This is a genomic window from Variovorax sp. OK605 (assembly GCF_900115445.1).
Taxonomy (GTDB): Bacteria; Pseudomonadota; Gammaproteobacteria; order Burkholderiales; family Burkholderiaceae_C; genus Variovorax.
Window position 1 is genome coordinate 62,292 of record NZ_FOWL01000012.1, and the last position, 15,072, is coordinate 77,363.

The following is a 15,072-nucleotide window of genomic DNA, read 5'->3' on the forward strand; positions in this document are numbered from 1 at the left end:
GGATCTGTACGTTGATGACGGTGAAGGCGATCAGTTGCTGATGCCGAGGATCGCGTCGAAGATGGTCGACGCGGTCTGGATCACCTTGGCGTTGGCCTGGTACATCTGCTGGAACATCAGCAGGTTGGCGGTTTCCTCGTCCTGGTTGACGCCGGAAATCGATTGCTGGCTGGCCTTGATCTGGCTGGTCACGCTGTCTTGCGTGGTGCCGGCCACCTTGACCGCCATGGCGCGGTTGCCCACGTCGCTCACCAGCTGCGAGTACGCGCCGTTGAAGGTCGCGGTGCCGCCGGCCATCGTGTTCTTGCGCTGCAGTGCGCCCAGCAGCAGCGCATTGCTGCCGTCGGACACGCCCGAGCTGTTCTTGCCGATGGTGAAGGTGTCGCCCTGCGAGGGCGCGCCGGTCATGCTGACCGTGACGCCGTCGAAGCTCATCTTGGCGCCGGCGGTGTAGGGCACGGCCGCGCCGGCGGCGTAGCTGGTGCTGGTGCCGTCGGCCAGCGTCACGGTCACGGCCGAGGTGGCCGGGAAGCCCGAGAAGCTGCCGGTGGCGGCGTCGTAGTTCAGCGTCACGGTGCCGGCCAGCGGCGTGCCGGGGTAGCTGGCGTCCACGGTGGCGGTGCCCAGCGCGCCGGTGCCCTTGTTGCCCGAGGTGTTGCCGGTGATCACCGGCGACGCGGCGGCCACCTTGGCCGGGTCCAGCGTCACCACGTTGAGGTCGCGCGCGCCGGTGCGCGTGGGCTGCACCATGAACGAGTCGCCGGCCTGGGCGGTACCGCTGGCGGCGCCGAGGGTGACGCCGTCGAAGGTGATGGGGAAAGTGGTGAATGTGCCCATCGACGTTTTGTCCGAAAGCCGGGTGACCGAGTAGTTGAGCGTGCCGGCCACGTCGGTGACGCTGACGGTGTAGTCGCTGGTCGTGAGCTTCGACGCGTCAGTGAGCGTGCCGCTGAGTTCGAGGTTGCCCGTGTTCTTGGCATTGGGGAGCACGCCCGGCACGGACTGCGAGAAGAAGTTCTGGCCCAGCGCGCCGTTCAGGTCCACGCCCAGCTTGCTCTGCGCGTTCACCGCGTCGGACACCGACATGGCGAGGCGGCCGATCGCATTCTGCGAGGGGATCAGCGTGTCGCGGCGAAAGCTCATGAGCCCGCCCAGCACGCCGCCGCTGATGACGCCGTCGGCCAGCTCGGTGGTGTTGCCGCTGAAGCCCTTGAGTGCCACGACCTTGCGCGACGGGTCGGCGGCCGAGTTCACAGCCGCCATCTCCGATGCGTAGTCGCCCACCACCAGCGACTGGCCGGTGGCGATGAACACGTTGTACTTGCCGTTGTCCTGCTGCAGCACCTTCACGTCGACCACCTGGCTCAGGTTGCTCACGAGCTGGTCGCGCTGGTCGAGCAGGTCGTTCGGCGGCTGGCCGCCGGCCATCGCGCTGATCTGGCTGATCTGCTGGTTGAGGCTGGCGATCTTGGTGGCGTAGGTGTTGATCTGGTCGACGCTGCCCGAGATCTGCTCGTTCACCGACGAATTCAGGTCCGACAGGTACTGGTCGGTCGTGCGGAACTTGCTGGCCAGTGCCTGCGCCGAGCTGATCATCTGCTGGCGCGCGGCCGGGTCGGCCGGCGTGTTGGCCACGCCCTGGATGCTGGTGAAGAAGCTCTGCATCAGCGGTGCGATGCCCGAGGTCTTGTCGGCCAGCAGCGTGTCGATGCGGTTGATCTGCACGCTGTTGGTGGCCAGCGCGGCCGAGCTCGACTGCGCGCTGGACAGCTGCGCCGTCAGGTAACGGTCGTAGCTGCGCGACACGGTCGTCACGTTGGCGCCGGAGCCGATGAAGCCCGAACCGCTGGAAATGGCGCTGCCGGTGGCGATCTCGGCCACCTGGCGGCTGTAGCCGGCGGTGTACACGTTGGCGGTGTTGTGGGCCGTGGTCATCAGCGCGGTGCGAGCTACGCTGAGGCCGCTCAGACCCGTGAAAAACAAACTTCCGGACATATGGCTTTACCTGTCGATGGTGTGTAGGGGTGGCATCTCCTCGATGCCTCATGCTCTATATCGGCAGCTCCGGCCGAATGTTGAGGGTCAGAACTCGGTCCAGTCGCCCTTGTCTGCCTTGCCGGCCTTGTCATTTCCGGCCATGGCCAGCTGCGCCGCCGGCTCGCGCCGCGCGGGCAGCGCGCCGGCCGGGCGTCTGGGCGCGGGGCGCACCGCCTTGGGGATCGGCGTGATGCGCGTGAAAGCCGCGCGCGGCACGGCCACGGTGTTCTGGTCGAGCTTGAAGACGCTGACGGCCTGCACCAGGCTGCCGGCCTGTTCCTGCAGCGACTGGGCGGCGGCCGAGGCCTCTTCGACCAATGCCGCGTTCTGTTGGGTGACCTGGTCCATCTGCGTGATGGCCTGGTTGATCTGTTCGATGCCGGAGGTCTGCTCCTGGCTCGCCGCGGTGATCTCGCCCATGATGTCGGTCACGCGTTTCACGCTGCCGACGATTTCTTCCATGGTGCGGCCGGCTTCCGCGACCTGCTTGCTGCCTTCCTCGACCTTTTCGACGGAGTCGCCGATCAGCGTCTTGATTTCCTTGGCGGCCGCGGCCGAGCGCTGCGCCAGGCTGCGCACTTCCGACGCGACCACGGCGAAACCGCGGCCCTGTTCACCGGCGCGTGCCGCTTCCACGGCGGCATTCAGCGCCAGGATGTTGGTCTGGAACGCGATGCCGTCGATCACGCCGATGATGTCGACGATCTTTTTCGACGAAGCGTTGATCGAGCCCATGGTGTCCACCACCTGGCCGACCACATTGCCGCCGCGCACGGCCACTTCCGAAGCCGACACCGCCAGCTGGTTGGCCTGGCGCGCGTTGTCGGCGTTCTGCTTCACGGTGGAGGTCAGCTCTTCCATCGAAGCAGCGGTCTGCTCCAGCGAGCTGGCTTGTTCTTCGGTGCGCGAAGACAGGTCCTGGTTGCCCGAGGCGATCTGCCCCGAGGCCGTCGCGATCGTCTCGGTGCCGACGCGCACTTCGCCCACCACCTTGGCCAGGCTCGCATTCATTTCGCGCAAGGCATGCATCAGCTGCCCCGCTTCGTCGCGGCTTTCCACGCGGATGTCCGTGCTCAGGTCGCCGGAGGCCACGGTCTCGGCAACGGTCACGGCGTGGCCCAGCGGGCGCACGATGCCCAGCGTCAGGCGCCAGGCGAGCAGCGCGCCCAGCACGAGCGCAATGGCCGACAGCGCCAGCAGGGTGACCTGGCCGGTGCCGTAGTCGGCCGAAATTCCCTTGGACAGCACGTCGATCTTGTCGCGCTGGTGCGCGGCGAGCTTGGCGACGGCTTCTTCATAGACGGTGAGGCCGGCGGCGAACTTGGTGTCCGCCATCTCGCTGGCCTCGGCGCTCTGGCCCGCGGCCTTGAGCTTGTTGATCTTCTCGATGATCTCCAGCACCACGGCGCGCGCATCGGCCACGCCGGCGTAGAGCTTCTTTTCTTCCGGCGTCGTCAGCATCTCCTCGAGCTTCTTCTGCACCGGATTGATGAGCGCCGAGCTGTCGGCGCGCGCCTTCGCGAAGTACGCGACGACGGTGGGGTCGGTGGCCTTGACCATCGCGAACGAACGCACGATGGTCGGGCCCAGCAGGTTCGACCACTGGTTGGCCAGGCGCTCTTTCACGAGCGCGTTCTCGATCATCTCGTCCGTGGCCTTGCCCACGTTCGACAGGCGCATCAGGCCGGTGCCGGCAATGACGGCCATCAGGACCAGCATGGCCGCGAAGCCAAGGCCCAGGCGGGCGCCGATTTTCAGGTTCTTCAAACTCATTTGATTTCTTCTTTCAGAACTGGAACGAATCTCGCCGCGGAATGCGGCGTTGTCGCGTCGTTATCGGCACGGGCCCGCCAGTGGTTGACCCCTCGTTTCCCCTAGAACTCGGTCCAGTCGCCCTTGGCGTCGGCCGCCATGGAGAGCTTGGGCGCGGTGCCCGAACCGGGCTCGCGCCGCGCGGGCAGCGCCTTGGCCGCACGCTTGGGCGCGGGCTTGCCGGACTTGGGCATCGGGGTGATGCGCGTGAAGCCGGTGCGGGCCACCACCGGGGCGTTGTCGAGCTTGAAGATGCTCACGGCCTGCACCAGGCTGCCAGCTTGTTCCTGCAGCGACTGGGCAGCCGCCGATGCCTCTTCGACCAGCGCGGCGTTCTGCTGCGTGACCTGGTCCATCTGCGTGATGGCCTGGTTGATCTGTTCGATGCCCGAGGTCTGTTCCTGGCTCGCTGCGGTGATCTCGCCCATGATGTCGGTCACGCGGCGCACGCTGCCCACGATCTCTTCCATGGTGCGGCCCGCTTCTTCCACCTGCTTGCTGCCGGCTTCGACCTTCTCGACCGAGTCGCCGATCAGCGTCTTGATTTCCTTGGCCGCTGCCGCCGAGCGCTGCGCCAGGCTGCGCACTTCCGATGCGACCACCGCAAAGCCGCGGCCCTGTTCACCGGCGCGTGCCGCTTCCACCGCGGCGTTCAGCGCCAGGATGTTGGTCTGGAACGCGATGCCGTCGATCACGCCGATGATGTCGACGATCTTCTTGGACGACGCATTGATGGAACCCATGGTATCGACCACTTGCGACACGACCGTGCCGCCCTTGACGGCGACTTCCGAAGCCGACACCGCCAGCTGGTTGGCCTGGCGTGCGTTGTCCGCGTTCTGTTTCACGGTCGAAGTCAGCTCTTCCATCGACGCGGCGGTCTGCTCCAGCGAGCTGGCTTGTTCTTCGGTGCGCGAAGACAGGTCCTGGTTGCCGGAGGCGATCTGGCTCGAGGCCGTGGCGATCGTGTCCGTGCCCGTGCGCACTTCGCCCACGATCTTCACCAGGCTGTCGTTCATTCCCCTCAGGGCGTCGAGCAGCAGGCCGGTCTCGTCGGTCGTTTCCGATTCGATGCGGCTGGTCAGGTCGCCGCCGGCCACCGACTGCGCCACCTTCACGGCTTCGGCCAGCGGACGCGCGACGATGCGCGCTATCCACAGTGCCAGCACCAGGCCGAGCGCCACGGCGCCCAGCAGCAGGCCGACCACCCACAGGCGTGCTTGCGCATACACGCTGTCGGACGTGGCACCGGCGCGCACGGCGCCGTTCACGTTCACTTCGGTGAGCTTGTCGAGCGCCGCGTTCATCTCGCGGTTCAGCTGCAGCGACTTGCCGCGGCTCAGCGTGGTCGCCTGCTCGCTGTCCTGCGTGTGCGAGATCGCGATGATCTTGTTGTGCTCGGCGCCGTACTGGTTCAGCAGCTTCTGGAACTCGGGGAAGACCTCGCGCTCCTGGGGTTCGGAGATGAGCGCGGCGTACTCGGCCATGCTCTTCTGCAGCAGCGCCCAGGTCTGGTCCATCGACTTTTCATAGGTGGCCATCTCGTCGTACGAACCCGACAGGATGTGCTGCAGTTCCTGCGTGCGGTAGCGCGACACCAGGTTCTTCATTTCCAGCAGCGAGCGCGTGGCCGGCATCCAGTTGGTCGCCAGGTCCGTGGACATGTCGTGGACCTTGCCCAGCTGCAGCACCGACACGGCACCGACGCAGACCGTCAGCACAAGGACGGCGATGAACGACACAAGCAGCTTGGTCGCGATTTTGAGGTTGTAGAACGCTTTGATGATTTTTCCTTCGTGGGGCCGCGGGCCCCGGGTAACCTGTTGTTTTCAGTTGTTCCGCGGGAAGACTCAGAATTCCGTCCAGTCGCCGTTGCTGCTGCTGGCCGAGGCCAGCTGGGGCGCGGCGGGTTGCGACGGCTTGCTGCGGGCCGTCGGCAATGCCTTGGCCCTGGCCTTCGCCGGAAGTTGCGCGGGATGCGCGGGGTGCACCGCCACCTGCAATCTCGCAGGCGCCTGGTGACCCGAACCCAGTTTGAAAATGCTGACGGCCTGCACGAGGCTGCCCGCTTGCTCCTGAAGCGATTGCGCGGCGGCTGAGGCTTCTTCCACCAGCGCGGCGTTCTGCTGCGTGACCTGGTCCATCTGCGTGATGGCCTGGTTGATCTGTTCGATGCCGGAGGTCTGCTCCTGGCTGGCGGCCGTGATCTCGCCCATGATGTCCGTCACGCGCTTCACGCTGCCGACGATCTCTTCCATGGTGCGGCCCGCTTCCGCGACCTGCTTGCTGCCTTCTTCGACCTTGTCGACCGAGTCGCCGATCAGCGTCTTGATTTCCTTGGCGGCCGCGGCCGAGCGCTGCGCCAGGCTGCGCACTTCCGATGCCACGACCGCGAAGCCGCGGCCCTGTTCACCGGCGCGTGCCGCTTCCACCGCGGCGTTCAACGCCAGGATGTTGGTCTGGAACGCGATGCCGTCGATGACACCGATGATGTCGACGATCTTCTTCGACGAGGCGTTGATCGAGCCCATGGTGTCCACCACCTGGCCGACCACATTGCCGCCGCGCACGGCCACTTCGGAGGCCGACACCGCCAGCTGGTTGGCCTGGCGCGCGTTGTCCGCGTTCTGTTTCACGGTGGAGGTCAGCTCTTCCATCGAAGCAGCGGTTTCCTCCAGCGAACTCGCCTGCTCTTCGGTGCGCGAAGACAGGTCCTGGTTGCCCGAGGCGATCTGCCCCGACGCCGTGGCGATGGTCTCGGTGCCGGTGCGAACTTCGCCCACCACCTTGGCCAGGTTCGCGTTCATGTCCTTCAGCGCCTGCATCAGCTGGCCGGCCTCGTCGCGGCTTTCCACGCGGATGTCGGTGCTCAGGTCGCCGGCGGCCACCGTCTCGGCCAGCTCGACGGCCTGCGCCAGCGGGCGCACGATGCTGCGCGCAATGAAGAACGCGAAGATGCCGCCGCTCAGCACCGTCAGCACCGTCAGCAGCAGCTGCAGGTTGAAGCTGTGCGCGTTCGCGGTGTCGATGCCCTTGCTCATGCTGTCGATGTCGCGGCGTTCGATGGCCAGCAGGTCGAGCACGCGGCCTTCATAGGCCTTGGCCGCCGGCTGGAACGATTCCTTGAAGGCGCGCGCGGTGTCCACCGCGTTGCCGCTGGCCTTGGCCTTGCCCACGTCGTCCTTCGCCGCCTGGTACTTGGCGCGCAGCTCGACGATCGACTTGTAGGTCGCCTTTTCCTCGTCGGTGAACAGCAGCGGCTCCACCTTCGCCATGGTCTCGCTGCCCTTCTTCACGCTGTCGGAGATGACGTCCGCGAAGGTCACGGGCAAGGTCTCGTCGGTGGTGCGCGCGATCATCGACGTGCGTGCGATGGCCGCGTACGTCAGCACGTACCAGTCGGAGATGAGCCGCTCTTTCGCGAGCGGGCTCTGCATCATCAGCCGCGTGGCTTCCGCGTTGCTGCGCGAAGACACCAGGGCGATGGCGGTCGAGACCACGGTCAGCCCCAGCACGATGGCGAAGGCCAGCATCAGGCGGGTGCCGATGCGAAGGTTGGACAGGAAGTTCATGGCAATGCCTTGAGGAGGGTGGTTCGAGCCGAGGGTCAGGCGACGGCGGCGGCCTCGACGAGGCCCATTTCGTCGCTGGACATCAGGCGGTCGATGTCCACCAGGATCAGCATCCGCTCGTCCAGCGTGCCCAGCCCGATCAGGTAGTCGGCGTCCAGCACCGAACCCATCTCCGGCGCCGGCTTGATCTGGTCGGCCGTGAGCGTGATCACGTCCGACACGCTGTCCACCACCATGCCCACCACGCGACCGCCGATGTTCAGCACGATCACCACCGTGAACTGGTCGTACGTCGGGTCGCCCAGCTTGAACTTGATGCGCATGTCGATGATCGGGACGATGATCCCGCGCAGGTTCACCACACCCTTGATGTAGTCCGGCGCATTGGCAATGCGCGTCACCGCGTCGTAGCCGCGCAGCTCCTGCACCTTCTGGATGTCGATGCCGTATTCCTCTTCGCCCAGCTTGAAGGTCACGACCTCCAGGCGGTTGGCACCGGCGGCCGCGGACGGCGCCGAGGCGGCTTGTTTCATGGGGTCTTTGGCCTTGTTGAGCATGGGTTCTTCTCCGGTTTGAATCTGGTGTGTGTTGCTTTGGGGTGTTCGGTGGTTCAGGCCACTTCGGCGACGGCTTCCGCGCGGAACACGCGCACGGCCTTCACCAGGCCGTCGGCCTGCTCCTGCAGCAGCTGTGCCGTGGCCGAGGCTTCCTCGACCAGCGCGGCGTTCTGCTGCGTGACCTGGTCCATCTGCGAGATGGCCTGGTTGATCTGCTCGATGCCGGAGGTCTGCTCCTGGCTGGCGGTGGTGATCTCGCCCATGATGTCGGTCACCCGGCGCACGCTGCCGACGATCTCTTGCATCGTGCGGCCGGCTTCCGCGACCTGCTTGCTGCCTTCCTCGACCTTCTCGACCGAGTCGCCGATCAGCGTCTTGATTTCCTTGGCGGCCGATGCCGAGCGCTGCGCGAGGCTGCGCACTTCGGAGGCGACCACGGCGAAGCCCTTGCCCTGCTCGCCGGCGCGCGCGGCTTCCACCGCGGCGTTCAGCGCCAGGATGTTGGTCTGGAACGCGATGCCGTCGATCACGCCGATGATGTCCACGATCTTTTTCGACGACGCGTTGATAGAGCCCATGGTGTCCACCACCTGCGAGACCACGTTGCCGCCCTTCACCGCGACCTCGGACGCCGACACGGCCAGCTGGTTGGCCTGGCGCGCGTTGTCCGCGTTCTGCTTCACGGTGGAGGTGAGTTCCTCCATCGACGCCGCCGTCTGCTCGAGCGAGCTGGCCTGCTGCTCGGTGCGCGAAGACAGGTCTTCGTTGCCCGAGGCGATCTGGCTGGAGGCCGACATCACGCCCGCCACGTTCTCGCCCACGTCCGCGACGATGGCGAAGAGGTTGGCGCTCATCTGGTTGAGCGCGCGCAGCAGGCCGGTGATCTCGTCGCCGGGCCGCACTTCGAAGCGCGCCAGGTCGCCGCCGGCAATGGCGCGCGCCACGTGCACCGCCTCGTCGAGCGGGCGGAACACCGTGCGGCCGAGGAACTGGCCGAAGCCGAGCCATGCGAGCGCGGAGGCCACGCCGCCCAGTGCCAGCGTGGCGGGCAGCCAGCTGTGCAGGCCGCCCGACGCCGCCATGCGCGACGCCTCGAGCCAGCCCGCCGCGCCCAGCGACATCGACAGCAGCGCCGCCACGGCCGTGGCGCCGAACACGCGGCGCCGCACGTGGATGCGGCGCAGCCGCGCGAGCGGGTTGCCCCAACCGTGCTGCACCACTTCGCCCTGCGCCAGCGTGATGTCCTTCGCGCGGCCCTCGCGGATGCGGGTGTACAGCGCATCGGCCGCCTGCACCGCGGCACGCTCCGGGCGGCTGCGCACCGACATGTAGCCCTGCACGCGGCCGTTGCGGCGGATCGGCGTCACGTTGGCCAGCACCCAGTAGAAGTCGCCGTTGTTGCGGCGGTTCTTGATGATGCCGGTCCACGGCAGGCCCTGGCCCAGCGTTTCCCAGAGGTCGGCGAAGGCCTCGGCCGGCACGTCGGGGTGGCGCACGATGTTGTGGGCCTTGCCCATGAGCTCGGTCGCGGCAAAGCCGCTGGCCTCGACGAAAGCCGGGTTGACGTAGGTGATACGGCCCTTGAGGTCGGTGCGGGACACGAGGGCGACGTCGCGGGAGAGTTCGTATTCGACGCCGGTGATGGGCAAATTGACGCGCATGGTCGGAGCTGTTTCTCTTTCAGTTCAGGGCAAGCTGGGTGTTGGCCAGGCGGAACACGCCGACCACTTCGGACAGGCTGCCCGCCTGCTCCTGCAGGGATTGCGCGGCGGCCGAAGCTTCTTCGACCAATGCCGCGTTCTGTTGGGTGACCTGGTCCATCTGCGTGATGGCCTGGTTGATCTGTTCGATGCCCGAGGTCTGCTCCTGGCTCGCCGCGGTGATCTCGCCCATGATGTCGGTCACGCGCTTCACGCTGCCGACGATCTCTTCCATGGTGCGGCCGGCTTCCGCGACCTGCTTGCTGCCTTCGGCGACCTTCTCGACGGAGTCGCCGATCAGGGTCTTGATTTCCTTGGCTGCTGCGGCCGAGCGCTGCGCCAGGCTGCGCACTTCCGATGCGACCACGGCGAAACCGCGGCCCTGTTCACCGGCGCGTGCCGCTTCCACTGCCGCGTTCAGCGCCAGGATGTTGGTCTGGAACGCGATGCCGTCGATCACGCCGATGATGTCGACGATCTTCTTGGACGATGCATTGATCGAGCCCATGGTGTCGACCACCTGCGACACGACCGTGCCGCCCTTGACGGCGACTTCCGAGGCCGACACGGCCAGCTGGTTGGCCTGGCGTGCGTTGTCCGCGTTCTGCTTCACGGTGGAGGTCAGCTCTTCCATCGAAGCAGCGGTTTCCTCCAGCGAACTCGCCTGCTCTTCGGTGCGCGAAGACAGGTCCTGGTTGCCCGCGGCGATCTGCCCCGACGCCGTGGCAATGGTGTCGCTCGAGTCCTTGATCTTCCCGACGATCGAGGTCAGCTGCGCCTGCATCTGCTTGATGGAATGCAGCAGGCTGCCGTCGTGCGCCGCGTCGGCGTCGACGGCCAGCGTCAGGTCGCCGCTGGCGATGCGGCTGACCACGTCGGCCGCATACGAGGGCTCGCCGCCCAGCTGACGGCCCAGCAGCCGCGCGATCACCACGCCCAGACCGACGCTGACCGCAATGCCGGCCAGTGCCAGCACCACCATGATCAAGCGCGACGTCTGGTATGTTTCCTCCGCATGCTCGGCGCTGCCGCGCGCCAGATCCTTGCTGTGCGCCACCATGCTCTTGAGCACGTCCTCGAGCGAGCGCGACTCCTTCAGCAGGCGGGTGCTGTCCTCGCTCACCTGGTTCTCGAACTGCGAGCTGTCCAGCGGCTGCTTGTTGACCAGCGTGACGAAGTCGCCCATGCTTTTCTGCAGCGGGCCGACCAGCGCCTCGTACTGGTCATGCAGCTTCTTGCCCTCCTCGGTCTCGCCGAAGAAGGACTTCACCTCGGAGCCGCGCGCCGCCAGGCTCTCCATGGCGGCCTTGACCTCGTTGGCGCCCGCGTTGCGCTCGCCGCGCGTGCCGGCCGACAGCAGCGTGACCTGCGCACGGCTTGCGTACAGCAGGCTGATGTTGGCTTCCTGCACGGCTTGCAGCGCGCGCAGTTCGTTCGCATAGAGGCGCTCCGTCGACGCGCTGATGCGACCCATGTGATAGATACCGAGCGCGCTGACTGCTGCGCCGATGGCCGCGACCACGAGGAATCCGAGGATCAGTCGGACGGTGACGCGAAGCTTCTGGAACCACTGCATTTTTCTTCTTTCTGGTTGGTTGTAGGGGCTGTGACAGCGCTTGTCTTCAGGCCCGCGCCGCGGCGCCCCGCTCCAGGCGGAACACGTTGACGACCTGCGACAGGCTGCCCGCCTGTTCCTGCAGCGACTGCGCGGCGGCCGAGGCTTGCTCGACCAGCGCAGCGTTCTGCTGCGTGGCCTGGTCCATCTGGGTGATGGCCTGGTTGATCTGCTCGATGCCGGAGGTCTGCTCCTGGCTGGCGGCCGTGATCTCTCCCATGATGTCGGTCACGCGCTTCACGCTGCCGACAATCTCCTCCATGGTCCGGCCGGCCTCTTCGACCTGCTTGCTGCCCTCCTCGACCTTCTCGACCGAATCTCCGATGAGCGTCTTGATTTCCTTGGCGGCGGAGGCCGAGCGCTGCGCGAGGTTGCGCACCTCGGATGCAACCACCGCGAAGCCCTTGCCCTGTTCACCGGCGCGCGCGGCCTCCACCGCGGCGTTCAGTGCCAGGATGTTGGTCTGGAACGCGATGCCGTCGATCACGCCGATGATGTCGACGATCTTTTTCGACGACGCATTGATCGAGCCCATGGTGTCCACCACCTGGCTCACCACGTTGCCGCCGCGCACCGCCACTTCGGACGCCGACACCGCCAGCTGGTTGGCCTGGCGTGCGTTGTCGGCGTTCTGTTTCACGGTGGAGGTGAGTTCCTCCATCGAAGCAGCCGTTTCCTCCAGCGAGCTGGCCTGCTGCTCGGTGCGCGAAGACAGGTCCTGGTTGCCCGAGGCGATCTGGCTCGACGCCGTGGCGATGGTGTCGGTGCCCATGCGCACTTCCCCCACCACCTTGGCCAGGCTGGCGTTCATCTCGCGCAGCGCGTGCATGAGCTGGCCGGCCTCGTCGCGGCTTTCCACCACGATGTGGGCGCTCAGGTCGCCGGCAGCCACCGTCTCCGCCACGGACACGGCGTGGCCCAGCGGGCGCACGATGCCCAGCGTCAGGCGCCAGGCGAGCAGCGCGCCCAGCACCAGCGCAATGGCCGACAGCACCAGCAGCGTGGTGCGCCCGGCCAGGTAGTTGGCGTCGATGCCCTTGGCCGCGACGTCGATCTTCTCCCGCTCGTGGTTGGCCAGCGCCTCGACCGCGCCGCCGTACACGGCCAGCGCGTCCTTGAACCTGGTGTCGACCAGCGTGTTGGCCTCGGCCAGCTGGCCGCTGTCCTTGAGCTTGTTGAGCGTGCCCACGGTCTCCAGCACCACGGCGCGGGCGGCCGACACCTTGGCGTAGAGATCCTTCTCCTCGGGCGTCTCGAGCATCGACTCGAGCTTCTTCTGCGCCGGGCTGATGCGCGCAGACCCTTCGGCCTGCGCCTTGGAGAAATAGGCCGCCACCTGCGGGTCGGTGGTCTTCACCATGGCGTAGTTGGCCACGGTGTTGGAGCGCAGGTTGGCCAGCCATTCGGCGGCCAGCCGCTCCTTGACGAGCGCGCGCGACACCATCTCGTCGGTGGCCTTGCCTACTTCGGTCAGGCGCAGCACGCCCGTGCCCGCGATGAATGCCATCAACAGCAGCATCACCGTGAAGCCGAGACCCAGCCGGGTGCCGATTTTCAGATCTTTCAAACTCACTGCTCAATTCCTTCCATCACAAGGCGACAGGCCACAGCGGCAATGCCGTCATCCTGTTATCGGCATCGCGACGCCAGACTTGAGACCTTTCTTCTCAAAAGATGAAATGGCAGGCTCGGCGTATGAAAAACCGGCCCGGTGGTCGTCTTCCAGACGGAACACGCTCACGGCCTGCACCAGGCCACCGGCCTGTTCCTGCAGCGATTGCGCGGCGGCCGAGGCTTCTTCGACCAGCGCCGCGTTCTGCTGGGTGACCCGGTCCATCTGCGTGATGGCCTGGTTGACCTGCTCGATGCCCGAGGTCTGCTCCTGGCTGGCGCTGGCGATCTCGCCCATGATGTCGGTCACGCGCTTCACGCTGCCGACGATCTCGTCCATGGTGCGGCCGGCGTCTTCCACCTGCTTGCTGCCGGCTTCGACCCTCTCGACCGAGTCGCCGATCAGCGTCTTGATTTCCTTGGCCGCCGATGCCGAGCGTTGCGCGAGGCCGCGCACTTCCGAAGCCACGACCGCGAAGCCGCGGCCCTGCTCACCGGCCCGTGCGGCTTCCACTGCCGCGTTCAGCGCCAGGATGTTGGTCTGGAACGCGATGCCGTCGATCACGCCGATGATGTCGACGATCTTCTTGGACGAGGCATCGATGGAGCCCATCGTCTGCACCACCTGCGACACGACGCTGCCGCCCCTGGAGGCCACGTCGGAGGCCGAGAGCGCCAGCTGGTTGGCCTGGCGCGCGTTGTCGGCGTTCTGCTTCACGGTGCTGGTCAGCTCTTCCATCGAAGCAGCGGTTTCCTCCAGCGAGCTGGCTTGCTCTTCGGTGCGCGAAGACAGGTCCTGGTTTCCCGAGGCGATCTGCCCCGACGCCGTGGCGATGGTGTCGGTGCCCGTGCGCACTTCGCGCACGATGCGCACCAGGCTGGCGCGCATGGTTTCCACCGAGCGCGTGATCACGCCGATCTCGTCGCGCCGCTGCGATGCCAGCTGGCCCGACAAATCGCCGCCGCCGATGGCCTCGACGTGCGCGCTCAGCACGCCGATCGGGCGCACCGTGCGGCGGATGAACGCCACCAGCCCCAGGCCGAGCAGCACCGCGGCCAGCACGATGCAGCCGCCCAGCCACGCCAGCTGCTGGCGCAGGCCGGCCAGCACCTCGGCGGCGGGCACTTCGGCCACCACCAGCCAGCCGGTGGTGTCGCTGCGCGCGACGGACGCGTGGTGTGCACCCTGTGAACCCGGCGCACCCGACGCACCCGGAACCAGCACGGCGGGCGCCTCCGCGATCCAGAAGGCGTCGTCGGCCTTCAGGCGCGCGAGCCACGCCTTGGCGTCGCCCTGCACCGCGTCGGCCAGCGGCTTGCCGGCCGCGCTGGGGTGGAACACCAGCAGCGCTTCACCACCGGCACCGGTGGGGTCGACGATGTACAGGCCGCCGTGGCTGTAGAGCCGCGTGCGCGCCACGGCATCGGCGAACGAGGCCTGCTGCTGCGAGATGTCCAGCCCGATGTAGAGCACCGCCACCACGCGGCCGGCCGCGTCGCGCACCGGCTCGTACACCGTGATGTAGGGGCGCCCGAACAGCGTCACCCGGCCGACGAAGCGCTTGCCCTCGCGCAGCAGCGTATAGGCCGCGCTCTTGCGGTCGAGCAGCGTGCCCACGGCGCGCTCGCCGTTTTCCTTCTTGACCGAGGTGGTGACACGGCGAAAGTCTTCGCCCTGCGCCACGAACACGGTGGCGTTGGCGCCGGGGAAGTCGCGCGCGAAACGGTCGACCTCGCTCGTGGTGGCCGCGTCGATGGCCGTGCCGTTGCTCGACAGCGTGCCGCCGCCGGCGGCGTCGAGCACCAGCGTGTCGGCGAACTGGCGCCGGAACATGCCGAAGGCGTTGCCGGCGTTCAGCTGCATGGTCTGGTCGAAGATGTCCAGCGACCGGGCGATGGCTTCGGCCTTCGCGTTGGCGTATTGGGCGGCGCCGCGCTGCTGCTGCTGCGACGCCAGTGCGTAGAACACGCACAGGATCAATGCCGTGACCCCGAGAATCGCCACGCCGGCCCGCACGCTCAGTGTGCGCGCGAGCGACACGAAGCCGGGGGGTGGTGCGTGGCCTGCTGCCACACGGGGTCTTTCGAAACTCATCGATCTTCTTTCAGTTCAGGGAAACGGTCCCGCCGCGGCGCAGCGCCGCGGCATCGCCGTCACCCTGTATCGG

At 66.9% G+C, this 15,072-nt stretch carries 9 protein-coding genes; all 9 read right to left on the minus strand.

Annotated elements, in window-relative coordinates; translation table 11 throughout:
* Window positions 1-30: 30 nt before the first annotated feature.
* The 9 genes from flgK to BM013_RS27985 all read right to left on the minus strand — a co-directional run bounded on the left by flgK (window position 31) and on the right by BM013_RS27985 (window position 14,999).
* Window positions 31-1,995 carry a flagellar hook-associated protein FlgK gene (gene flgK, locus BM013_RS27945; RefSeq protein ID WP_093131160.1) on the minus strand — a complete coding sequence of 655 codons (1,965 nt, stop codon included), beginning with the start codon at window positions 1,993-1,995 and terminating at the stop codon, window positions 31-33.
* Between the two features lie 87 nt (window positions 1,996-2,082).
* Window positions 2,083-3,810: a methyl-accepting chemotaxis protein gene (locus BM013_RS27950; protein ID WP_093131162.1), complete on the minus strand. Its 1,728-nt coding sequence runs from the start codon at window positions 3,808-3,810 to the stop codon at window positions 2,083-2,085.
* 101 nt (window positions 3,811-3,911) lie between these two features.
* On the minus strand, window positions 3,912-5,633 hold the full coding sequence (locus BM013_RS27955) for a methyl-accepting chemotaxis protein (RefSeq protein WP_093131164.1): 1,722 nt from the start codon (window positions 5,631-5,633) through the stop codon (window positions 3,912-3,914).
* A gap of 66 nt (window positions 5,634-5,699) precedes the next feature.
* Window positions 5,700-7,421 (minus strand): methyl-accepting chemotaxis protein, encoded by a 1,722-nt coding sequence (locus BM013_RS27960; RefSeq protein WP_093131166.1) that lies wholly within the window; start codon window positions 7,419-7,421, stop codon window positions 5,700-5,702.
* Window positions 7,422-7,456: 35 nt separating this feature from the next.
* Entirely contained in the window at window positions 7,457-7,954 is a 498-nt protein-coding gene (locus BM013_RS27965) for a chemotaxis protein CheW (protein ID WP_093131386.1), read from the minus strand.
* A 77-nt stretch (window positions 7,955-8,031) separates the two neighbouring features.
* Complete coding sequence (locus BM013_RS27970; protein ID WP_093131168.1) at window positions 8,032-9,639, minus strand: methyl-accepting chemotaxis protein; 1,608 nt, start codon at window positions 9,637-9,639, stop codon at window positions 8,032-8,034.
* A gap of 19 nt (window positions 9,640-9,658) precedes the next feature.
* Entirely contained in the window at window positions 9,659-11,254 is a 1,596-nt protein-coding gene (locus tag BM013_RS27975; protein ID WP_093131170.1) for a methyl-accepting chemotaxis protein, read from the minus strand.
* 46 nt (window positions 11,255-11,300) lie between these two features.
* Window positions 11,301-12,866: a methyl-accepting chemotaxis protein gene (locus tag BM013_RS27980; RefSeq protein WP_093131172.1), complete on the minus strand. Its 1,566-nt coding sequence runs from the start codon at window positions 12,864-12,866 to the stop codon at window positions 11,301-11,303.
* Window positions 12,867-12,914: 48 nt separating this feature from the next.
* Window positions 12,915-14,999: a methyl-accepting chemotaxis protein gene (locus BM013_RS27985; RefSeq protein WP_093131174.1), complete on the minus strand. Its 2,085-nt coding sequence runs from the start codon at window positions 14,997-14,999 to the stop codon at window positions 12,915-12,917.
* Window positions 15,000-15,072: the final 73 nt, after the last annotated feature.